This is a genomic window from Actinoplanes sp. G11-F43 (assembly GCF_050589265.1).
GTDB lineage: Bacteria > Actinomycetota > Actinomycetes > Mycobacteriales > Micromonosporaceae > Actinoplanes.
In genome coordinates this window covers 101,950-123,298 of record NZ_JBNZCE010000007.1, presented here as the reverse complement: position 1 = coordinate 123,298, position 21,349 = coordinate 101,950, and the positions used below count along the sequence as shown (strand labels likewise).

The 21,349-nt window shown below is 71.3% G+C and carries 21 protein-coding genes; 6 read left to right on the top strand and 15 right to left on the bottom strand.

What is annotated here, in order from left to right; all coding sequences use genetic code 11:
- Nucleotides 1-7: 7 nt before the first annotated feature.
- Nucleotides 8-1,162, bottom strand: coding sequence for an acyl-CoA dehydrogenase family protein (locus tag ACQ0O7_RS08925; RefSeq protein WP_430781343.1), 1,155 nt, complete (start codon nucleotides 1,160-1,162; stop codon nucleotides 8-10).
- Nucleotides 1,152-1,859, bottom strand: a complete 708-nt coding sequence (locus tag ACQ0O7_RS08920; protein ID WP_430781342.1) for a methyltransferase domain-containing protein — start codon at nucleotides 1,857-1,859, stop codon at nucleotides 1,152-1,154. Before ACQ0O7_RS08920 ends, ACQ0O7_RS08925 begins: the two co-directional genes overlap by 11 nt.
- Before the next feature lie 48 nt (nucleotides 1,860-1,907).
- Between ACQ0O7_RS08920 and ACQ0O7_RS08915 the strand changes: the two genes are divergently transcribed.
- From ACQ0O7_RS08915 to disA, 4 genes are all read left to right on the top strand, one after another.
- Entirely contained in the window at nucleotides 1,908-2,735 is an 828-nt protein-coding gene (locus tag ACQ0O7_RS08915; RefSeq protein WP_430781340.1) for a UbiA family prenyltransferase, read from the top strand.
- A gap of 92 nt (nucleotides 2,736-2,827) precedes the next feature.
- Complete coding sequence (locus tag ACQ0O7_RS08910) at nucleotides 2,828-3,487, top strand: hypothetical protein (protein WP_430781339.1); 660 nt, start codon at nucleotides 2,828-2,830, stop codon at nucleotides 3,485-3,487.
- Nucleotides 3,488-3,522: 35 nt separating this feature from the next.
- Complete coding sequence (gene radA / locus ACQ0O7_RS08905) at nucleotides 3,523-4,941, top strand: DNA repair protein RadA (protein WP_430781338.1); 1,419 nt, start codon at nucleotides 3,523-3,525, stop codon at nucleotides 4,939-4,941.
- 87 nt (nucleotides 4,942-5,028) lie between these two features.
- Nucleotides 5,029-6,213: a DNA integrity scanning diadenylate cyclase DisA gene (disA, locus tag ACQ0O7_RS08900; RefSeq protein WP_430781337.1), complete on the top strand. Its 1,185-nt coding sequence runs from the start codon at nucleotides 5,029-5,031 to the stop codon at nucleotides 6,211-6,213.
- On the opposite strand, the gene ACQ0O7_RS08895 is transcribed toward disA, so the two are convergent.
- Nucleotides 6,210-6,698, bottom strand: coding sequence for a DinB family protein (locus ACQ0O7_RS08895; protein ID WP_430781336.1), 489 nt, complete (start codon nucleotides 6,696-6,698; stop codon nucleotides 6,210-6,212). The two genes, disA and ACQ0O7_RS08895, sit on opposite strands and share 4 nt — an antisense overlap.
- On the bottom strand, nucleotides 6,695-7,312 hold the full coding sequence (locus ACQ0O7_RS08890) for a class I SAM-dependent methyltransferase (protein WP_430781335.1): 618 nt from the start codon (nucleotides 7,310-7,312) through the stop codon (nucleotides 6,695-6,697). The genes ACQ0O7_RS08895 and ACQ0O7_RS08890 overlap by 4 nt, the downstream gene beginning before the upstream one ends.
- 65 nt (nucleotides 7,313-7,377) lie before the next feature.
- Between ACQ0O7_RS08890 and ACQ0O7_RS08885 the strand changes: the two genes are divergently transcribed.
- Nucleotides 7,378-7,929 (top strand): helix-turn-helix domain-containing protein, encoded by a 552-nt coding sequence (locus ACQ0O7_RS08885; protein WP_430781334.1) that lies wholly within the window; start codon nucleotides 7,378-7,380, stop codon nucleotides 7,927-7,929.
- Nucleotides 7,930-8,022: 93 nt separating this feature from the next.
- Here the strand turns inward: ACQ0O7_RS08885 and ACQ0O7_RS08880 are convergent, their stop codons facing one another.
- The 3 genes from ACQ0O7_RS08880 to ACQ0O7_RS08870 all read right to left on the bottom strand — a co-directional run bounded on the left by ACQ0O7_RS08880 (nucleotide 8,023) and on the right by ACQ0O7_RS08870 (nucleotide 9,933).
- The gene (locus ACQ0O7_RS08880) at nucleotides 8,023-8,532 is read right to left on the bottom strand and encodes a 2'-5' RNA ligase family protein (protein ID WP_430781333.1); all 510 of its coding nucleotides are present in this window, start codon (nucleotides 8,530-8,532) and stop codon (nucleotides 8,023-8,025) included.
- 4 nt (nucleotides 8,533-8,536) lie between these two features.
- Nucleotides 8,537-9,289 (bottom strand): adhesin, encoded by a 753-nt coding sequence (locus ACQ0O7_RS08875; protein WP_430781331.1) that lies wholly within the window; start codon nucleotides 9,287-9,289, stop codon nucleotides 8,537-8,539.
- A 128-nt stretch (nucleotides 9,290-9,417) separates the two neighbouring features.
- Nucleotides 9,418-9,933, bottom strand: coding sequence for a glycine cleavage system protein R (locus tag ACQ0O7_RS08870; RefSeq protein WP_430781330.1), 516 nt, complete (start codon nucleotides 9,931-9,933; stop codon nucleotides 9,418-9,420).
- A 20-nt stretch (nucleotides 9,934-9,953) separates the two neighbouring features.
- On the opposite strand from ACQ0O7_RS08870, the gene ACQ0O7_RS08865 reads away from it, so the two are divergent.
- The gene (locus tag ACQ0O7_RS08865) at nucleotides 9,954-10,850 is read left to right on the top strand and encodes an A/G-specific adenine glycosylase (protein ID WP_430781329.1); all 897 of its coding nucleotides are present in this window, start codon (nucleotides 9,954-9,956) and stop codon (nucleotides 10,848-10,850) included.
- Between the two features lie 366 nt (nucleotides 10,851-11,216).
- On the opposite strand, the gene ACQ0O7_RS08860 is transcribed toward ACQ0O7_RS08865, so the two are convergent.
- The 8 genes from ACQ0O7_RS08860 to ACQ0O7_RS08825 form a co-directional block, all read right to left on the bottom strand.
- Entirely contained in the window at nucleotides 11,217-11,807 is a 591-nt protein-coding gene (locus ACQ0O7_RS08860) for a DUF4291 domain-containing protein (protein ID WP_430781327.1), read from the bottom strand.
- 111 nt (nucleotides 11,808-11,918) lie between these two features.
- Nucleotides 11,919-14,441: an ATP-dependent Clp protease ATP-binding subunit gene (locus ACQ0O7_RS08855; protein ID WP_203796836.1), complete on the bottom strand. Its 2,523-nt coding sequence runs from the start codon at nucleotides 14,439-14,441 to the stop codon at nucleotides 11,919-11,921.
- 392 nt (nucleotides 14,442-14,833) lie between these two features.
- A complete protein-coding gene (locus ACQ0O7_RS08850) occupies nucleotides 14,834-15,190 on the bottom strand; it encodes a histone-like nucleoid-structuring protein Lsr2 (RefSeq protein WP_430781326.1) in 357 nt (118 codons plus the stop codon).
- 121 nt (nucleotides 15,191-15,311) lie between these two features.
- The gene (lysS, locus tag ACQ0O7_RS08845; RefSeq protein WP_430781325.1) at nucleotides 15,312-16,817 is read right to left on the bottom strand and encodes a lysine--tRNA ligase; all 1,506 of its coding nucleotides are present in this window, start codon (nucleotides 16,815-16,817) and stop codon (nucleotides 15,312-15,314) included.
- 51 nt (nucleotides 16,818-16,868) lie between these two features.
- Complete coding sequence (locus ACQ0O7_RS08840; protein WP_430781323.1) at nucleotides 16,869-17,627, bottom strand: type III pantothenate kinase; 759 nt, start codon at nucleotides 17,625-17,627, stop codon at nucleotides 16,869-16,871.
- Nucleotides 17,628-17,682: 55 nt separating this feature from the next.
- Complete coding sequence (nadC, locus tag ACQ0O7_RS08835; protein ID WP_430781385.1) at nucleotides 17,683-18,540, bottom strand: carboxylating nicotinate-nucleotide diphosphorylase; 858 nt, start codon at nucleotides 18,538-18,540, stop codon at nucleotides 17,683-17,685.
- Between the two features lie 89 nt (nucleotides 18,541-18,629).
- Nucleotides 18,630-20,333 (bottom strand): L-aspartate oxidase, encoded by a 1,704-nt coding sequence (locus ACQ0O7_RS08830; RefSeq protein ID WP_430781322.1) that lies wholly within the window; start codon nucleotides 20,331-20,333, stop codon nucleotides 18,630-18,632.
- A gap of 62 nt (nucleotides 20,334-20,395) precedes the next feature.
- Nucleotides 20,396-21,316, bottom strand: a complete 921-nt coding sequence (locus ACQ0O7_RS08825; protein ID WP_430781320.1) for a septum formation family protein — start codon at nucleotides 21,314-21,316, stop codon at nucleotides 20,396-20,398.
- Between the last annotated feature and the right edge of the window lie 33 nt (nucleotides 21,317-21,349).

The following is a 21,349-nucleotide window of genomic DNA, read 5'->3' as shown; positions in this document are numbered from 1 at the left end:
CCGGCGCTCACCACCGGGGTGCCACACCGTCGGCGTCCGGATCGCCACCGAGCGCGTCCACCCCGAGCCAGTCGGCGCAGACATCGCTGGTGGCGGGTTGCAGGGAGCCGGCGCGGGCGTCCCGGTAGAGGCGTTCCAGCGGATGCCCGCGGCGCATCGCCGAGGTGCCGGCCGCCTCCAGCATCGAGGCGGCCACCTCGGCGGCGGTGGTTCCGGCGAGCAGTTTGGCCCGCCACACCCAGCGGTTCGTCTCGGCCTCGCCGGGCGCCTCGTCGACCCGGCGGGCCGCCTCCCGGACGGTCAGGTGGGCGGCGGACACCGCGGCGTCGGCCCGGCCGATCCGGGCCCGCACCGCCGGCAGCCCGGCCAGACCGCGGGTGTTGACGTGCTCGATCGCGGCGTCCACGGCGGACCGGGCCACCCCGACGTAGACGGCGGCGTAGCTGGCCACCATCCAGTGCGGGGCGAGCTGGGCGGCCACCAGGGCCAGCCCTTCCATCCCGCCGAGCAGCGCCGACGCCGGGACCGTGACATCGACGTGCAGGTCGTGTGACCCGGTGGCGCGCATGCCGAGCGCGTCCCAGGTCGGTTCGACCCGCAGCCCGTCCCCGGCCGGAACCAGGAACTGCGACACCCGCCCCGGGTCGTCGGCGCTGCGGGCGGCGATCAGATAGGCGTCGGCGTGCCCCGCCCCGGAGCAGAACGTCTTGGCCCCGGTGATCCGGTAGCCGCCGTCGGCCGGCTGATAGGTGGTGGCCATCCGGGACAGCCGGGAGCCGGCGCCGCGTTCGCTCATCGCCACCGCGTACCAGGAGCCGCCGGCCGCCGCTTTCAGGAAGCCGTCCCGGGCGGCGAGCGCCTCCGCGGGCAGGCCGAGCGCCTCGGCGAGTTCGTCGCTGACCCCGCCGAGCGCCCCGGTCACCGAGGCGTGCATGTTGAAGATCAGGGCGGTGGCGCCGTTGCCGCGGGCCAGCTCGTAGGCGACCTCGGCGTACTCGCTGAAGCCCGCGCCCGCGCCGCCCAGCCGGGCCGGGACCATCAGGCCGAAGAATCCGGCGGACCGCAGCTCGGCGAAGTCGTCCACCGGGAAGGAGCCGTCCCGGTCGGCATCGGCCGCGCGGGCCGCGAATCGGGGCGCCAGCCGCCGAGCCTCAGCCAGCATGACGCCCGGTCCCCTGGTAGAGCACCGCAGTCGAGAATGTGGGCAGGATCCGCCTGCCGTCCACCGCCTGCCGCAGCACCAGCCACCGGAACAGCCCCGGCAGGCTGGGGCGCACCCCGCGCACGGTCAGCCGGACCCGGTGCCGGGCGAACTCCGCGATCAGCCGCCGGGGCGGCACGAACAGCGCCGGATCGTGCAGGCCGGGCGGGGCGATCCCGAGCCGCTCCCCCAGGGTGACCGTGAGCAGGCGGCTGAGCCGGGTGTCGTTGACCGTGTCGAGCACCACGAGGCCGCCCGGGCGCAGCACCCGGCACAATTCGGCGACGGTCGCGGGCAGGTCGGTGACGTGCTCCAGGATCTCGCCGGCCACCACCACGTCGGCGCTGCGGGCGGCCAGCGGCAGGGCGGTGACGTCGCCGTTGACCGCTGTCACACCACGGGGCGAGGCCTGTCGCAGGCCGGCCGGGCGCAGGTCGACGCCGATGTGCCGGTAGCCCTTGCCGTGGACGTGCGGGGCGAGCAGGCCACCGCCGCATCCGGCGTCGAGCAGGATCCGGCCGGGTGAGTGGGCGGGTGGGATCAGGGCGGCCCGGGCGGCGGCCAGCCAGTGCAGGAGTGCGAAGGGCCCGTCGGGGCGCCACCACTCGGCGGCGAGGTCGTCGTACTGGCGTGGATCGTTGCGCGGCATCGATCGCATGCGATCGAGACTGGCACGGGATCGCCGAGTCGACCACACTCACGAGGCATGTCCCGTGCGATGGCGCTGCTCAGATCGTCCCATCCGGAGCCGGGCGGCGCGGTCACCCTGGCGATGGCCCTGCTGGCAGCCGGGGCCGGGCATCGTGGCTGGCGGCTCGCGGCGGTGGTGGCCACGGTGGCGGCCACCCAGCTGGCGGTCGGCTGGGTGAACGACCTGGTGGACGCGGAACGGGACCGGGTCAGCGGGCGCACCGACAAGCCGATTCCGGCGGGGGCGATCTCCGGGCGTACGGTCGGGCTGGCCGGGCTGATCGCCGCGCTGGCCGTACCGCTGCTCGCTCTGCCGCTCGGTCCCCCGGCGACCGTGGTGATCACGGTGGCGCTGGTCTCCGCCCTGCTCTATGACCGGCCGTTGAAGAGCACCGCGTTCTCGGTGGTTCCGTACCTGATCAGTTTCGGTCTTCTACCCGCTTTCGTGGTGCTCGCCCTGCCCGGCGCACCGGCCCCGCCGGCCTGGCTGGTGGCGGCCGGCGGGCTGCTCGGCGGCGGCGCCCACTTCGCCAACGTGCTGCCCGATCTGGCCGATGACGCGGCCACCGGGGTCCGCGGCCTGCCGCACCGGATCGGATCGGCCGGCTCCCAGCTGGCCGCCGCGGTGTTCCTGCTGGGCGCGACGGCGGTGCTGGTGCTCGGCCCGCCCGGCCCGCCGACGTGGGCCGGGTGGGCGGCCGGCGCGGTCGCCGTGGTGGTGCTCCCACTGGGCTGGTGGGCCGCCCGGCGGGCCGAGGGGCGGCCGGTGGCACTGTTCCGCGCGGTGATCGTGGTGGCCCTGCTGGACGTGCTGCTGCTCGTCGTCACCGGCCGGGTGACCTGATCTCCCGGGCCTGATGGATGGGTCCCCGCACACGGCCGATCGGCGCCCACTACGCTGATCTAACACCTGGTGTCTCTATTTGGAGGATCGTGATGCGCTCGCTGGGAACCCGTAGCGCCGGTCTGGTCGCGGGTGCCGCCACGGTCGCTGCACTGGCACTGGGCGGTTGCTCTGCCGGTCAGGTCGCCGAGACCGCCATCCTGGACACGCCGATCGCCGGCGTGAACGCTCAGTCCGAGAACGGCAGCGTGCTCATCCGCAATCTGCAGGTGGAGTACAACGGGGTCGACGGCTACCACGCGCAGGAGAGTGCTCCGCTCGAGGTCAGCCTCTACAACGAGACCAACGACCCGGTCACCGTCACGATCAGCCCGCAGGCGGTGGACCGCCCGCAGGTGGTCGCCGGCCGGCAGGTCGGTCTGGTCAGCACCGCGACGGTCACCACGCCCGGCCAGGTGAGCGCCTCGGCTCCGAGCGCGGGGCCGAGCGCGAGTGCCGGCCCGGCGACGGCGGCCAAGCCGGCCACCATCAACCTGCCCGCGCAGGGTTCGGCGCTGTTCCGCCCGAGCGACGCCAGCCAGCTGCAGATCATCGGGCTGACCGAGGAGCTGAAGCCGGGCATGTCGGTGGCGCTGACCTTCGAGTTCAGCAACGGTCAGGCCCCGCTCAACCTGGAGGCCCCGGTCGCGTCCCCGCTGACCCCGGCGCCGCGTGGTTCGGCGGAGATCGCCGAGGGCGAGGGCGGCCACTGACGGGTTCTGTCGTACCGGCGAGCTAGCTTGTCGGAGTGACATCCCGTTCCGCCGCGAAGGCGCCCAAGGCCGCGTACGTCTGCGACGCCTGTGGTCACCAGCCACCCAAGTGGCTGGGCCGCTGTCCGGAGTGTGGCGAGTGGGGCTCGATCATCGAGTCCACGGTGACCGTTCCGGTGTCCGGCCGGGTGGTCAGCTCCCGCATGCCGTCCGAGCCGGCCCGGCCGATCGCGCAGATCAGCGCGGCCCCGGCCCGGGCGGTGGCGACCGGTGTCAGCGAGCTGGACCGGGTGCTCGGCGGTGGCCTGGTGCCCGGCGCGGTGGTGCTGCTCGCCGGTGAGCCCGGGGTGGGCAAGTCCACCCTGCTGCTCGACGTGGCCCAGCAGTGGGCGTCCGGCGCCGGCACACCGTCGCTGGTGGTCAGCGGCGAGGAGTCGGTGAGCCAGGTGCGGCTGCGGGCCGAGCGGCTCGGCGCCCTGCACGAGAAGCTCTACCTAGCCTCGGAGAACGACCTGGGCACGGTGATCGGGCATCTGGACGCGGTCCGGCCCGGTCTGCTGGTGCTCGACTCGGTGCAGACCGTCTCGGCGCCCGGCACCGAGGGTGTGCCGGGCGGGGTCACCCAGGTCCGGGCGGTGACCGCGGCGCTGGTCGCGATCGCCAAGGAGCGGGGCATCGCCACCGTCCTGGTCGGTCACGTCACCAAGGACGGTTCGGTGGCGGGTCCCCGCGTCCTGGAGCACCTGGTCGACGTGGTGCTGCACTTCGAGGGTGACAAGCACTCGTCGCTGCGCCTGGTCCGCGGGGTGAAGAACCGGTTCGGCGCCGCCGACGAGGTGGGCTGCTTCGAGATGGGCGAGGGCGGCATCACCAGCCTGCCCGACCCGTCGGGGCTGTTCCTGACCCGCTATCAGGAGCCGGTGCCGGGCACCTGCGTCACGGTGGCGATGGAGGGCCGGCGGGCGCTGGTCACCGAGGTGCAGGCGCTGATCGGGGCCGAGGTGCAGGGTTCGCCCCGGCGCACGGTGTCCGGTCTCGACCATGCCCGGCTGGCGATGGTGCTGGCGGTGCTGGAGCGGCGTACCAAACAGTTGAAGCTCTACAACCGTGAGGTGTTCGCGGCCACTGTGGGCGGCATCCGGCTGACCGAGCCGTCGGCCGACCTGGCGATGGCCCTGGCGGTCGCCTCCGGTGGCCTCGATCTGGCGATGGCGCCGACTCTGGTGGCGATCGGTGAGGTCGGCCTGACCGGGGAGATCCGGCGGGTGGGCGCGGTGGGCCGGCGGCTGGCCGAGGCGGCCCGGCTCGGGTTCCGGGTGGCGCTGGTGCCGACCGGCTGCGGGCCGGAGAGTTCGGACGGCGCGTTGAAGGGCATGCAGGTCGTCGAGGTGAACAACCTGCAGTCGGCGCTGCAGAGCGCGGCTCGCGCGTCGGCCGAGCACACCTCACGTTGATAGACGCTGAGTCACGATTCATCACGCTACGGAGCATTCATTGAGCCGTACCTCGTTGGCGTGGATGACAGTCCGTAGAATGTCCGGGTGCCGCTCGACCGCGATGGTTCCAAGCCCGCCGCCAGTTCAACGCCGCGTTCCGGCGTCAACGGCGCGGGCCATCGCGCGATGACACCGGCCGTCGGGGCAGGCCTGACCGGTGGGGCCAGTGATCCGCTGCGCGCCAACCTGGCGCTGATGGCCCCCGGCACGGCGCTGCGGGACGGTCTGGAGCGCATTCTGCGGGGCCGCACCGGAGCGCTGATCGTGCTCGGCTACGACGCCGTGGTGGAGACCATCTGCACGGGCAGCGGGTTCCCGCTCGATGTGGAGTTCTCCGCGACCCGGCTGCGCGAGCTGTGCAAGATGGACGGCGCGGTGGTGCTGTCCAGCGACGGCACCCGGATAGTGCGGGCCGCCGTGCACCTGATGCCGGACCCGTCGATCCCGTCCGAGGAGTCCGGCACCCGGCACCGGACCGCCGAGCGGGTGGCCAAGCAGTCCGGCTTCCCGGTGATCTCGGTGAGCCAGTCGATGCACATCATCGGGCTCTATGTGAACGGGCAGCGGCACGTGCTGGACGACTCGGCCGCCATCCTGTCCCGGGCCAACCAGGCGCTCGCCACCCTGGAGCGCTACAAGCTGCGTCTCGACGAGGTCTCCGGCACCCTCTCCGCCCTGGAGATCGAGGATCTGGTGACGGTCCGGGACGCGGTGGCCGTGGTGCAGCGGCTGGAGATGGTGCGTCGGATCGCCGACGAGATCTCCGGATACGTGGTGGAGCTGGGCACCGACGGCCGCCTGCTGGCCCTGCAGCTGGACGAGCTGATGGCCGGGGTCGACGCCGACCGCACGCTGGTGATCCGTGACTATCTGCCGACCGGCCGCAAGGCGCGCACCCTGGACGAGGCGCTCGTCGAGCTGGACCTGCTCACCGCCACCGAGATGATCGATCTGGTGGCGGTGGCCAAGGCGATCGGCTATCCGGGGGCGTCCGACTCGCTGGATTCGGCGGTCTCCCCGCGCGGGTTCCGGCTGCTGGCCAAGGTGCCGCGGCTGCCCGCGCAGATCGTCGACCGGCTGGTCGGCCACTTCGGCAGCCTGCAGCGGCTGCTCGGCGCCACGGTGGAGGATCTGCAGGCGGTGGAGGGGGTCGGCGACGCGCGGGCCCGTGGGGTCCGGGAGGGCCTGTCCCGGCTGGCCGAGGCGTCGATCCTGGAGCGGTACGTCTAGCGGCCGACCGATCCGTCGATCTGTTCGCGCAGGATGTCGGCGTGGCCCGCGTGCCGGCCGGTCTCCTCGATCATGTGCACCAGCGCCCAGCGCATCGACGGTCCGAGCCCACGGCCGGGCACCCGGGGCGCCGGATCGGCCAGGTCGGTGCAGGCCTCGATGACCGCGTTCACCGCCGCATTGGTCTGCCGGTAGGACTCCAGCAGCCCGTCGACGGTCTCGCTCCCGGTGGGCCGGAAGGTGCGGCGCAGGTTCTCGATCGGCTCGCCGAGGAAGTAGAACCGTTCGACGTATGTCAGGTGCTTGATCAGCCCGAGCAGGTTCGTCCCGGAGTCCACCCCGGCCGTACGCACCTGCGGTTCGGGCACGCCGTCGACCTTGCCGGCGATCGACGCGCGCAGGTAGTCCAGCATGCCGGTCAGGGTCTCCTTCTCTCCGGCGCCGGTCCAGGGTGGCCCGAGGTCTTTGGTGCGACGGCGGCTCACCGGTCGGCCCGCCGGATCAGCAGCACGTTGTCGGTGACCGTGGCGGTCTGCCCGCCGGGTCCGGTGGCCTGCCGGCGGGGCATGTCGGCGCGCAGCACCGGCCAGGCGCCCGGGTCGAGGCCGATCTCGGCGGCCACCTCGGTGGGTGTCGGGAAGTGGGTGTCCGGGTCCTGGTTCCACGACCAGGGGGCGATCGAGCCGTGGTCCACGATCAGCAGCAGGCCGCCGGGGCGCAGGGACCGGGCGGCGTCCCGCAGCACCCGGGCCCGGTCCAGTTCGAGCGGGGTGTGCAGGTACTGCGCGGAGATCAGGTCGAAGGTTCCGGCCGGGAGGCTCTCGCTGAGGTCGTGCCGTTCGACGGTCACCCGGTCGCCTAGGCCGATCTCGGTCACGTGGGCCCGGACGCCGTCGACGGCGGTGCCGGAGACGTCGACCGCGGTGACCTGCCAGCCTCGCCCGGCCAGCCAGACCGTGTCGCCGCCGCCACCACAGCCCAGGTCCAGGGCGGTGCCGGGGGTCAGCGGGCCGGCGATCTCGGCGAGCAGCGGGTTGGGGCGTTCACCCCAGGTGCGGCGGGTGCGGTAGAGGTCGTTCCAGAAGGTCTCGGTGCTCATGACGCCAGCATCACCGGGCCCGTGGCCGTCTTGCAAGAAATATTGCGGATCCGCACAATGACGGGATGGAGGACGTACTCACCGGTGTCGGGCCCCGGCTGAAAGCGCTGCGGCAGGCCCGCGGCCTCACCCTGGCCGAGCTGGCCGGCGAGACGAGTCTGACCACCAGCACCCTGTCCCGTCTGGAGAACGGCAAGCTCCGCCCCACCCTGGAGCAGCTGCTGCCGCTGGCCCGGGCGCACGGGGTGCCGCTCGACGACCTGGTCGCCGCGCCACCCACCGGTGATCCGCGCATCCATCTGCGGCCGGTCCGGCGGCACGGGCTGACCGTGGTGCCGTTGACCAGGCGGCCGGGTGGGGTGCAGGCGTACAAGGTGGTGTACCCGCCGGCCGGCCGGACACCCGCCCAGGAGCTGCGGACCCATGACGGGTACGAGTGGTTCTACGTGCTCAACGGGCGGGTGCGGTTCGTGCTCGCGGACCGGGAGTTCGAGCTGGGGCCAGGTGAGGCCGCCGAGTTCGACACCCGGCTGCCGCACTGGATCGGCAGCGCCGACAGTCAGCCGGCCGAGTTGCTCACCCTGTTCGGCCCGCAGGGTGAACGCGTGCACCTCTGAAAAGGCCACCGCATTCGCCCGGCGGTCGCCGGACGGTCCGGTGTTCCGCCTGCTTCGCGGGGACGATGCGGGGCTTTCGACGGCCGTACCGAATCAAAGGGGTTGATTGATGTCGTTGACGTGGTCGGCCACCGCGGCTCCGACGATCGTGGCGCGCATCGGCAGGTATTCCAGACAGCGGCGGACCGCCGGCGCCATCACCGGGTTGGGCACCCGCAGGGAGATGGTGCAGTGCGGCACCCAGCGGCCGGGGCGGTAGTGCTCCCAGACCTCGACACCGCCCGCGGTGAGGCGCTCGTGCACCTCGCGGTGATGATCCATCAGCTCCGGGGTCATCGTCACGCCCAGCCACAGCACCCGGCCGACGAACTGCCCGACGAAGTCGAAACTCACCGACAGTCCACGGCCCACCGGGAATCCGTCCAGGGCGGCGGCCACCGCCTCCGGGTCGATGCGGTGCGCGGCGGCCAGCGAGAGATGCGGGCGATGCTTCTGGTTCAGTGAGCCCAGCGAGGGGATGCCGTCGGCGTCCAGGGCCCGCCACAGGGTGCGGACCCGTCGTGTGCTGTCGACGTCCAGGTAGAGCTCGAGTGCGGCGACCAACGGGTCAGTCGACGACGGTCAGCACGACCGGGTCGCTGAGCTTGGTGTCCAGCCGGCCGCGCAGCGCATAGGGGCCGGGCTGGAGGTACGGCCCACCGGGCGCGTTCTCGGCGCACTGGGTGGACGAGCGGCCGTTCCAGGTCACCTTGAACGTCTTCTCCACCCCGGCGCCCAGACTGACCACCTCGTTGCCGGCGCTGGTGGTGCACAGGTCGGACGACCAGAACTTCTGCGCGCCCTGCTCGATGTAGAGCTCCTGCGCGCTGGCGCCCAGGTCCCGCTGACAGGTCCGAGAGCCGACGTTCTTGATCTTGAGCTCGATGTCGAGGGGAGTGCCCCGCTTCGGCGACGTGTCCGCCGGAACCGGCTTGAGCTGGATCTCGGTGTCGGCACACGTGCTCCCGGTGCCCGTCCCCGCGTCGGTCCCGGTGCCCCCGGCCGGTGCCGAGGCGTTCGCCGGCGGCGGCAGCTCGTCGTCGTCGGGCTGCTGCGACAGCAGATCCGCCGGATCGGGCAGCGCCGGACCGACACCCGGGCCGGCCGACTCGAACGACGGCCCCGGCGACGCGGCCGTCGGATCCTTCGGATCGGGAGTCGGGAACTGCGTGGCCTGACCCGCGGTGTTCTTCGGATCCGGTTTGTCTCCACCTAAGCAGGACACGAACAGCACGATGACGCCGAGCAGCACCGCGCCCAGCACGACCAGACGCCGCCGCCAGTAGACCGCGGGTGGGAGGGGACCAACCGTCGCACGCATGATGCGCTTACGTTAGACCCGCACGCCCATCGCCATGTGCACGGCACGCCGATTCCGCGACACCAACTCGCGCACCGGTCGTTAAAGATGGATCTTCCGCCGGCGCACGGTGTGTCCGGCCGGTCTCCTCACAGGATCTCCGTGTCCGACCGCCGCAGTGACACGTCCACATCCAGCTCGGCGGCCGCCACCGCCAGCCGCTCGGCCAGCTCGTCACCCGCCCCGGCCGGCAGATCCACTTCGGCCACCAGCAGATCGAGCGGGCCACTCAGCCGGGTGGTCAGCTCGGTGATGTCGCCGCCGCACGCCGCGATCACCCGGGTCACCGCGGCCACGATGCCGAGCCGGTCGGCGCCGTGCACGCTGACCAGATAGGGCTCGCTGATCAGGTAGGGCTCGCCGGCCGCCTTCGGCTCCACCCGGCGCACGGTGGCCAGCAGACCAGCGGCCGCCAGCGGCTCCAGGGCCCGCTCGGCGTCCCGCTCGGTGAGCCCGTCGCAGATCAGGGTCATCGTGAAGTGGCCGCGCAGACGCGTCATCGTCGAGTCGGTCAGGTTCGCGCCGACCGCGGCCAGAGCCTCGGCGACGTCGGCCACGATGCCGGTGCGGTCCGGGCCGATGACGGTGATGGCGAGCTCGTGCACCCGCTTACAGTAAACGGGATATGACTCTCGCCGACGAAGCCATCACGTGGTATGCCGCAAATGCCCGCGATCTGCCCTGGCGGCAGCCGGACACCACCCCCTGGGGGGTACTGGTCAGTGAGGTGATGCTGCAACAGACCCCGGTCGTCCGGGTCGAACCCGCCTGGCGCTCCTGGATGACCCGCTGGCCCACCCCCGCCGCGATGGCCGCCGACCCGCCGTCCGAGGCGATCCGGATGTGGGGCCGGCTCGGCTACCCGCGCCGGGCGATGCGCCTGCACGCCTGCGCGGTCGCCATCGTCGAACGGCACGGCGGCCACGTCCCCGACGATCTGGACCAGCTGCTCGCACTGCCGGGTGTGGGCACCTACACCGGGCGGGCGGTGGCCACCTTCGCCTACGGCCAGCGGCATCCGGTCGTCGACACCAACGTGCGCCGGGTGGTCTGCCGGGCCGTCGAAGGCAAACCCGACGCCGGGCCGGCCACCACCACCGCCGACCTGGTCGCGATGGAGGCCCTGCTGCCCCCGGACGCGCCGACCGCCGCCCGCGCCAGCATCGCCTTCATGGAGCTGGGCGCGATCGTCTGCACGGCCCGCTCCCCCCGATGCGTGGACTGCCCGTTCCACGACGTGTGCGCGTGGCGGCTCACCGGGCAGCCTCTGCCGGAGGGGCCGAGCCGCAAGCCGCAGCGGTACGCCGGCACCGACCGGCAGGTCCGCGGCCTGCTCCTGGAGGTGCTGCGGCACGCCACCGGCCCGGTCCCCCGCCAGCGCCTCGACCTGGTCTGGCAGGACGAGGTGCAGCGGGCCCGCGCCCTGTCCGGCCTGGTCGAGGACGGCCTGGTGGAGTCCCTGGGCACCGACGATTTCGTGCTGGCCGGCGACGCCCCGAAAGGCGAAGTTCAAACCCTTTAGCCGGTACGTTCCACGGCCCCACACCGATCGGGCCGTCCCGTGGCATCCGCGCGACGCCGGGCGTCCCACCGGACCGCCCGGCGACCGCCGGGCCGATGCGACGGCCCAGGTCCCGGCTCCCTCCTCCCGTGCCACGTCCAGCCCCGCAACCACCGCGTGCCGCACTCCGGCGCAATCCCAACCAGAAGGCACCACGCTGACTGCACGCAACCACCGCGTGCCGCACTCCGGCGCAATCCCAACCGGAAAGCACCACGCTGACTGCGGGCAACCACCGCGTGCCGCACTCCGGCGCAATCCCAACCAGAAGGCACCACGCTGGCTGCGGGCGACTACCGCGTGCCGCGGAACGGTGGGTGCGGCACGTCAGTCGGTGGCGCCCAGGTGGTCGGCGAGGGCCGGGGACAGCGGGTACGGCCGTTCGGACGGCAGCAACGCGCTCGCGGCCACCTCGTCGCCGTCGTCGAGAAGTCCCCGGATCTCCCGGACCAGCCCGGTCACATCGGTGATCCCGGTGGTCCACTCGTCGACGTAGCGGGGCACCGCCTCCCCACCGAGGCCGAGCTGCAGCGACCGGTAGGGCAGCTCCCGCAGCCGCAGATCCCGCTCCGGATCCCATTGCACCCGCGCCGGCGAGCGCTTGAGCAGCCGCTGCCAGGTGGCCCGGTCCGGGTGGACGCCGCGCACATAGTGGCTGAGTGCCGAGTTCGCCAGCGCCCACTCGAAGCCGGCCCGGGTGATCGACACCGCGAGCACCCGTTCCTGGCCCTCTTTCGACGCCCAGCCGCAGCGGTACATCATCCACAGGAACGACGGCTTGATCCAGGTCATCCGGGTGGTCCGGAACGGTGGCACGAACCGCCCGGCCCGCACCGCCGACTCCGCGATGGCCGGTGAGTAGGCCTGGTAGACGGTGACCGTCTCGTCGTCGAACACGGCCCTGATCTGACGTTGCATGCCCACATGATCGGCCCGGCGCCCCGCCCGCCGCGACCGGGTTTCCACCAGCCCCGGACGCGGAACGGCCCGGCTGCGAACATCGCAACCGGGCCGCCCGTCAGGCTCTGCCTACTCCTCGGTGGTCGGCACCGCGAGGTCGGCGGGCACCGCGTCGGGCACCTCGGCGCCCTTCTCGGAGCCGTTGAAGACCAGCTTGGCCTTCTCCACCTTGGCCGGGTCGCCTTCGCAGTCCACCACCACGATCTGGCCGGGCCGCAGCTCGTTGAAGAGGATCTGCTCGGACAGGGTGTCCTCCAGCTCGCGCTGGATGGTCCGGCGCAGCGGCCGGGCGCCGAGCACCGGGTCGAAGCCCTTGGCCGCCAGGTACTTCTTGGCGTTGTCGGTCAGCTCCAGGCCCATGTCCTTGTTCTTCAGCTGCCCCTCGATGCGGGCGGTGAAGATGTCGACGATCTGGAGGATCTCCTTCTCACGCAGCTGGTGGAAGACGATCGTGTCGTCGATACGGTTCAGGAACTCGGGGCGGAAGTGCTGCTTCAGCTCGTCGTTGACCTTGATCTTCATCCGCTCGTACGACGACTCCTCGGCCTCGGAGGCCTGGAAGCCCAGCGACACCGCCTTGGCCACGTCCCTCGTGCCGAGGTTGGTGGTCAGGATGATGACGGTGTTCTTGAAGTCGACGATCCGGCCCTGGCCGTCGGTCAGGCGACCGTCCTCCAGGATCTGCAGGAGCGTGTTGAAGACGTCCGGGTGGGCCTTCTCGATCTCGTCGAACAGGACCACGCTGAACGGCTTGCGGCGCACCTTCTCGGTCAGCTGGCCGCCCTCGTCGTAGCCGACGTAACCGGGAGGGGCACCGACGAGCCGGGACACCGTGTAGCGGTCGTGGAACTCGGACATGTCGAGCTGGATCAGCGCGTCCTCGGAGCCGAACAGGAACTCGGCGAGGGCCTTGGACAGCTCGGTCTTACCGACACCGGACGGGCCGGCGAAGATGAACGAGCCGCTCGGGCGCTTCGGGTCCTTCAGACCGGCACGGGTCCGGCGGATCGCCTTGGAGACGGCCTGCACCGCGTCCTCCTGGCCGATGACGCGCTTGTGCAGCTCGTCCTCCATGCGCAGCAGGCGGGAGGTCTCCTCCTCGGTGAGCTTGTAGACCGGGATGCCGGTCCAGTTGCCCAGCACCTCGGCGATCTGCTCGTCGTCGACCTCGGACACCACGTCCAGGTCGCCGGCCTTCCACTCCTTCTCCCGCTGCGCCTTCTGACCGAGGAGGGTCTTCTCCTTGTCACGCAGCTGGGCGGCGCGCTCGAAGTCCTGCGCGTCGATCGCGGACTCCTTGTCGCGGCGCACCTGGGCGATGCGCTCGTCGAAGTCGCGGAGGTCCGGCGGCGCGGTCATCCGGCGGATGCGCATCCGTGCCCCGGCCTCGTCGATCAGGTCGATCGCCTTGTCCGGCAGGAAGCGGTCCGAGATGTACCGGTCGGCCAGCGTGGCCGCCGCGACGAGCGCCGCGTCGGTGATGCTGATCCGGTGGTGCGCCTCGTAGCGGTCGCGGAGACCCTTGAGGATCTCGATGGTGTGCGCCAGGGACGGCTCGCCGACCTGGATGGGCTGGAAGCGGCGCTCGAGAGCGGCGTCCTTCTCCAGGTGCTTGCGGTACTCGTCGAGAGTGGTCGCGCCGATGGTCTGCAGCTCGCCACGGGCCAGCATCGGCTTGAGGATGCTCGCGGCGTCGATCGCGCCCTCGGCGGCACCCGCACCGACCAGGGTGTGGATCTCGTCGATGAACAGGATGATGTCGCCGCGGGTGCGGATCTCCTTGAGCACCTTCTTCAGGCGCTCCTCGAAGTCACCGCGGTAGCGCGAGCCGGCGACCAGGGCGCCCAGGTCCAGCGTGTAGAGCTGCTTGTCCTTCAGCGTCTCGGGCACCTCACCCTTGACGATGGACTGGGACAGGCCCTCGACCACGGCGGTCTTGCCGACACCGGGCTCGCCGATCAGCACCGGGTTGTTCTTGGTGCGGCGGGACAGCACCTGCATGACCCGCTCGATTTCCTTCTCCCGGCCGATGACCGGGTCGAGCTTGCCCTCGCGGGCGGCCTGGGTCAGGTTGCGTCCGAACTGGTCCAGCACGAGCGACGTGGACGGTGCGGCCTCGCCGGTCGCGGTGCCCGCGGCGGCCGGCTCCTTGCCCTGGTAGCCGGAGAGCAGCTGGATCACCTGCTGGCGGACCCGGTTGAGGTCGGCGCCGAGCTTGACCAGCACCTGGGCGGCGACGCCCTCACCCTCACGGATCAGGCCGAGCAGGATGTGCTCGGTGCCGATGTAGTTGTGGCCGAGCTGGAGCGCCTCGCGCAGCGAGAGCTCCAGAACCTTCTTGGCGCGCGGCGTGAACGGGATGTGCCCGCTCGGCGCCTGCTGGCCCTGGCCGATGATTTCCTCGACCTGCTGGCGGACCCCTTCGAGAGAGATGCCCAGGCTCTCCAGAGCCTTCGCGGCGACACCCTCGCCCTCGTGGATCAGGCCGAGCAGGATGTGCTCTGTCCCGATGTAGTTGTGGTTGAGCATCCGGGCCTCTTCTTGGGCCAGGACGACAACCCGTCGCGCTCGGTCGGTGAACCGCTCGAACATGCCCTCGTGCTCCTCACGTGCCGTGCGCCAATGCTGAGCTTGTCTCAACAGCTGGCGGGGCCAGCGCACGGGCATCGGTGATACCCGCGCTGTAACTCTATCGCCGCTGACGGTCTCCGCTGGGCCCGTCGCTGCCCCTCGAAACGATCCGCAACGTTGATTTAGCCAACTTCGCACGCTCAGCGGCTGTTCCCCCACCCGAACGTGTACGCGTACAGCGAAATCCTGCCGATCCACAGCCTGTGGACAACGCGGTCCACTCCTGTGGATAACCGTAGTGAGCGCAGGGCGCACCGGGTGGCCAAACGCGGAGAGGGCGCACCGACCAGGACGGCTGCTCGTTCGCAGCCGACTCGGTCGGCACGCCCTCTCCGTGGAGTCGCGCCGGGATGTCAGGCCCGGCCGGGGCCCTTCGAGTGGAACTCGTCCACGATCTCCTGCGGGATCCGGCCCCGGTCGGAGATGTCCTTACCCGCCTTCTTAGCCCACTCGCGGATCGCCTTGTTCTGCTCGCGGTCGGCGGTCGCGCCGCCACGGCCCCGCGCCGCGCGGCCACCGACGACCACACCGCCCCGGGCCACCTTGGTGCCGGCGCTCAGGTAGGGCTCGAAGACCTCCCGCAATTTCGCGGCGTTCTTCTCCGAGAGGTCGATCTCGTACTGAATGCCGTCGAGCGCAAACTTCACGGTCTCGTCGGCGTCGACACCATCGATGTCATCGACCAGCTTGTGAATGATCTGCTTGGCCACGCGCCGTTATCCTCCCGAACACAGGTTCTCTCCCCAGCAATGGGAAGACAATAACGCCAGGGGCGCATCACCCGTCAATGGCGGGGGTGGATAATTGCGGAGCCGTTACTTCCGGCAGCTGTTACTCCGGGCGGACCAAGGGGAAGAGGATCGTTTCCCGAATGCCCAGGCCGGTGAGCGCCATCAGCAGCCGGTCGATTCCCATTCCCATACCACCCGAGGGCGGCATTCCATACTCCATGGCCCGCAGGAAATCCTCGTCCAGCTGCATCGCCTCGGGGTCGCCACCCGCTGCGAGCAGGGACTGGGCGTGGAACCGCTCGCGCTGGATCACCGGGTCGACCAACTCGGAATATGCGGTGGCGAGTTCGAATCCGCCGACGTACAGGTCCCACTTCTCGGTGAGTCCGGGGGTGGTCCGGTGCGGCGCGGTGAGCGGCGCGGTCTCCTCCGGGAAGTCCCGGACGAAGGTCGGCGCGGTGAGGCCGTCGGTCACCAGGTGCTCGAAGATCTCCTCGGCCAGCTTGCCGGCACTCCACTTGGGGTCGACCGAGAGCTGCACCTTCTCCGCGTACGCCTGGAGCTGGGTGATGTCGGTGTCGATGGTCACCTCCTCGCCGAGCGCCTCGGAGATCGCACCGAAGAGGGTGATCTCGGCCCACTCGCCGCCCAGGTCCACCTCGGTGCCGTCGTGGTGGGTGACCACATGCGATCCGGCGACCGCGAACGCGGCCTCCTGAATCCACTCCCGCACCTGCGCCTGCATCACGTTGTAGTCGGCATACGCCTGATACGCCTCGAGCATGGCGAACTCCGGAGAGTGCGTGGAGTCCATGCCCTCATTCCTGAAGTTGCGGTTGATCTCGAAGACCCGATCGATGCCACCGACCACGGCGCGCTTCAAAAACAGTTCCGGAGCGATCCGCAGATAAAGATCCATATCGAGTGCGTTGCTGTGCGTCACAAACGGCCGGGCCGCGGCGCCGCCGTGCAGCAACTGCAACATCGGTGTTTCCACCTCGAGATAATTCCGGCCGAACAGCGACTCGCGCAGGCTGCGCACCACGGTCGCCCGGGTGCGAACCACGTCACGCGCCTGTGGGCGGACGATCAGATCCACATAACGCTGCCGGACCCGGGTCTCCTCGGAAAGCGGCTTGTGCGCCACCGGAAGGGGACGCAGAGCCTTGGCGCTCATCGCCCAGGAATCGGCGAGAACGGACAGCTCGCCACGCCGGCTGGTGATCACCTCACCGGTCACCGAGATCAGGTCGCCGAGGTCGGCCAGAGTCTTCCACTCGGACAGGGATTTCTCCCCGACCTTGTCGAGCGAGAACATCGCCTGGATCTCGCTGCCGTCACCGGCCCGCAGCGTGGTGAAGCAGAGCTTGCCACCGTTGCGGACGAAGATCACCCGGCCGGTGATCGACACCGTGTCGCCGGAGGCGGTGTCGGTGGCCAGATCCGCGTAGCGCTCGCGGATCGCGGCGATCTCGTCGGTCCGCGGGACCTCGACCGGATAGGGCGGGAGACCCTCGGCGAGCAGCCGGTCCCGCTTCGACCGGCGGACCCGCATCTGCTCGGGGAGGTCCTCGGCGGGGTCGACTGGCGTGTTCTGCTCGGTCACGGCAAGACTTCCTTCTCGGTGCTGGGACCTGGAAAGCCTACTCAGCCGAGTTCAGACGTTCCGCTCATATACCATCCGCAGGCCGATCAGCGTGATCATCGGCTCGTGCGCGGTGAGGGTCCGGCACTCGTCCTTCACCAGCCAGGACAGGCCGCCGGTGGCGATCACCGCGCGGACCGGGCCGATCTCCTCGACCATCCGCTCGACGATCCGGTCGACCTGGCCGGCGAAGCCGAAGTAGAGCCCGGCCTGCAGACACTCCACGGTGTTCTTGCCGATCACCGAACGCGGCTTGGTCGGCTCCACCTTGCGCAGCTGGGCGGCCCGGGCGGCCAGCGCGTCGAAGGAGATCTCGATGCCCGGCGCGAACGCCCCGCCGAGAAACTCGCCCTTCGCGCTGATCAGGTCGAAGTTGGTGGTGGTGCCGAAGTCGACGACGATCGACGGGCCGCCGTAGAGGGCGTGCGCGGCCAGCGTGTTGACCACCCGGTCGGCGCCCACCTCCTTGGGGTTGTCGATGGCGAGCTGCACACCGGTCTTCACCCCCGGCTCGACGATCACGCTGGGCACGTCGTCGTAGTAGCGCTTCAGCATGGTCCGCAGGTTGCGCAGCGCGGCCGGCACCGTCGAACAGGCCGCCACCCCGGTGATCTCCACGGCGTCGCCGGCGAGCAGGCCCCGGATCTTCAGGCCCAGCTCGTCGGCGGTGGACGCGGCATCGGTCTTGATCCGCCAGTTGTGCACCAGCTTGTCGCCCTCGAAGGTCGCCAGCACGGTGTTGGTGTTACCGATGTCAATGCAGAGCAGCACGCCAGGCCCCTAAAAACCGGAAATCAAGACCCTCATTGTGTACGCACGGAGAGGCTCACCGGGGACGCAGGTCCAGCGCGATGTCCAGAATCGGCGACGAGTGTGTCAGCCCACCCACCGACAGGTAGTCCACACCGGTGGCGGCGTAGGCGGCGGCCGTCTCCAGGGTGAGGTTGCCGGTGGCCTCCAGCTCCACCCGCCCGCCGACCGCGCGCACCACCTCGGTCAGCAGCTCCGGCGTCATGTTGTCGCAGAGCAGGAAGTCGGCGCCGGCCGCGACGGCCTCCTCGGCCTCGGCGAGCGTGGTCACCTCGACCTGCACGGTCACGTCCGGGAAGGTGGACCGGACCAGCTGGTACGCCGCGGTGATGCTGCCCGCGGCCAGCTTGTGGTTGTCCTTGATCATGGCGACGTCGTAGAGCCCCATGCGCTTGTTGGTGCCGCCGCCGGCCCGCACCGCGTACTTCTCCAGCACCCGCAGGCCCGGGGTGGTCTTACGGGTGTCCAGGACGGTCGCGCGGGTGCCCTCCAGCTGATCGGCCCACTTCCGGGTGTGGGTGGCCACCCCGGACATCCGGCAGAGCAGGTTGAGCGCGGTCCGCTCGGCGGTGAGCAGCGCCCGGGTCGGGCCGGTGATCACCGCGAGCACGTCGCCGCGGCGCACCCGGTCGCCGTCGGTGGCCACCGCCTGGAACGTGGCGTGCCCGCCTGAGGTGACCGCGAAGACCTCGGCCGCCACCAGCAGGCCGGCCACCACGCCGTCGGCACGGGCCACCAGCTCGGCGGTGTCGGTCTGGGCGGCCGGGATGGTGGACTCGCTGGTCACGTCGCGCGGCGGATCGCCCAGGTCCTCGCCGAGCGCGGTCAGCACGATCCGCTGGACCACCGCGAGGTCCAGCCCGATCTCGGTCACCTCGATCTCGGGCTCGGGCAGATCCTCGGCCGGTGAGAGGGTGCCGCCGTCCGGGATGGTGCCGGCCGGGGTGACGCCTTCGGGAGCGGTCATGACATCTCCTGGAAGTCCTGGGTGTGGGCGCCGTTCGGGGCGAGGGCGTTCAGCAGGTGGCCGCGCCACTCGTCGGCCGCTGTCGGGTGGTCCTCGCGCCAGTGGCACCCCCGAGTCTCCCGGCGACTGCTCGCCGACGCCACCAGAGTGGTCGCGACGGTGAGCAGATTGGTGACCTCCCAGGCGGCGTTGTCCGGCGTGGACCGCTGCTCGGCCAGCCGGGTCAGCTCCTTGGCGGCGGTGGCGAGCGAGTCGGCGGTGCGCAGCACCCCGGCACCCCGGGTCATGGCGCGCTGCAGGTCGGCGCGGATCGCCGGGTCGGCCACCCAGGCCTGGACCGCCGGGGTCCGGGCCGGCTCGGCCTGCGGGGGCAGCTCACGGGCGATGTCGTCGGCGATCCGGCGGGCGAAGACCAGGCCCTCCAGCAGCGAGTTGCTGGCCAGCCGGTTGGCGCCGTGCACACCGGTGCAGGCGACCTCACCGCAGGCGTACAGCCCGTCGATGCTGGTGCGCCCGCGCAGGTCGGTGCGGACACCGCCGGAGGCGTAGTGGGCGGCCGGCGCGACCGGGATCAGGTCGGTGGCCGGGTCGACCCCGGCGGACCGGGTGGAGGCCATGATGGTCGGGAAGCGGGCCTCCAGGAACTCCCGGCCGAGGTGCCGCGCGTCCAGGTAGACGTGGTCGGCGCCGGTGGCGCGCAGCACCCGGTAGATGCCCTTGGCGACCACGTCGCGGGGCGCCAGCTCGGCCAGCTCGTGCTGCCCGACCATGAACCGCTTGCCCGCCTCGTCGACCAGGTGCGCGCCCTCGCCCCGCAGCGCCTCGGAGATCAGCGGCCGCTGCACGGGATCCACCGGAGAAGAATCCGAGGCGGCACGGGAGAAGAGCGCTCCCGTGCCGCCTCGGTCCGCCCTGGACGTGACGAACGAGGTGGGGTGGAACTGGACGAACTCGACGTCGGTCACCTCGGCGCCGGCCCGCAGCGCCAGCGCCACACCGTCGCCGGTGGAGACCGACGGGTTGGTGGTGGACGAGAAGATCTGGCCCATCCCGCCGGTGGCCAGCACCACCGCCCGGGCCAGCACCGCGCCCACCCCGTCCGCCGAGCCCTCGCCGAGCACGTGCAGGGTGATGCCGCAGGCCCGGCCGTCGGCGGCGCGCAGCAGGTCCAGCACCAGCGCGTGCTCGACCAGACGGATCCACGGGTCACGGCGGACCGCCTCGTGCAGGGCGCGCTGCACCTCGGCGCCGGTCGCGTCGCCGCCGGCGTGCACGATCCGGTCGGCGCGGTGCCCGCCCTCGCGGGTCAGCATCAGCGAGCCGTCCGGGTTGCGGTCGAACTCGGCGCCCCGGCGGATCAGCTCCCGGATCCGGGCCGGGCCCTCCTCGACCAGCACCCGCACCGCCGCCGGGTCGCAGAGGCCGACCCCGGCGATCTCCGTGTCGTACGCGTGGGCCTGCGGGGTGTCCAGCGGATCGAGCACCGCGGCGATGCCACCCTGGGCCCAGCGGGTCGACCCGTCATCGATGTTGACCTTGGTGACGACGGTGACGTGCAGGCCCTGCTCGCGCAGGTAGAGGGCGGCGGTCAGGCCCGCGATGCCGGAACCCACCACGACGACGTCGGTGGTCTCGGTCCAGCCCGGCTCGGCGGCGGCGAGCCGGCGGGGCAGCGCCGGGAGATCCGCGAGAGGTGACATGTGTTTCAGTACACTCCGCGCCCGCGCCCCCGTCACAGCGGGGGCGCGGTCAGTGTTCATCATTACTTGTACTGGACGGGAAGGGCTTTCGTCCCCTTGCCTTTCAGCGAGCCGGTCAACTCGGCCTTGTCCAGCCACAGATAGCAGCGGACGCTGTGGTCGCCCTGCGCCCAGACGTCGGCGTTGCCGGGCAGCGACACCACGCCGGTGCGGTACTGCAGGTCGGCGTCGTTCGGCACCCCGGCGAACCCGGCGACCCGTTCCCGGCAGCCGGCGTGGAACCTCTCCCAGGCCACGTCGCCCTTCGGGTAGGCCGCCTTGGCCGGTGCCTCCCACACCCCGGCGTACTCGGCGTTGTGCTTGGTGGCGCAGTCGGCCGGCGGCATCGTGGCGATCGCCCCGGCGCTGTCCAGGGTGATGGCGTAACAGCCGAGCGCGAGCGGGTTCCCGGCGGCCAGCAGCGCGCCGCGCAGGCTGCCGGCCCGCTGGAGCAGGGCGCCGTCGTCCTCGATCGAGTCCAGTTCCACCACCTCGCAGCGGAACCAGCGGGCGCCGCCGGTCCACGCCGCCGGTGACGGGTGGGTGACGCCGATCCAGAGCCGGGCGTCACGCCACGGACCGCCGACGAACTGGGTGGTCCGCTCGTCGCAGATCCGGTAGGCGGCTCGGGCTCCGGCGGCTGCGCCGGTGGGCGGTTCGGCGGCCTCCGCGGCCGGTGCGGTGTGCTCGCCGACGAAGACCGTCTCGGTACGGTGCGCGACGGCGCAGTCCACCTCCTCGTAGGTGGCGCGCGGCCCGGAGACGGCGAAGTTGGAGAGGTGGCAGGTCTCCGCGACCGGTACGAAGCCGGTGGCCGGGGCCATCGCGCCCCAGTCGTTGGTCAGATCGCCGTCCACGTCGTTGCTGTTGCCGCAGCCGGCGACGGCCAGCAGCGCCGCGGTGGCGGCCGTCATCGCCCATCGGGCACGCAGGCGGAAACCCATGAGCCGTGCCTCCCGAGCAAGCCCTATCCGATT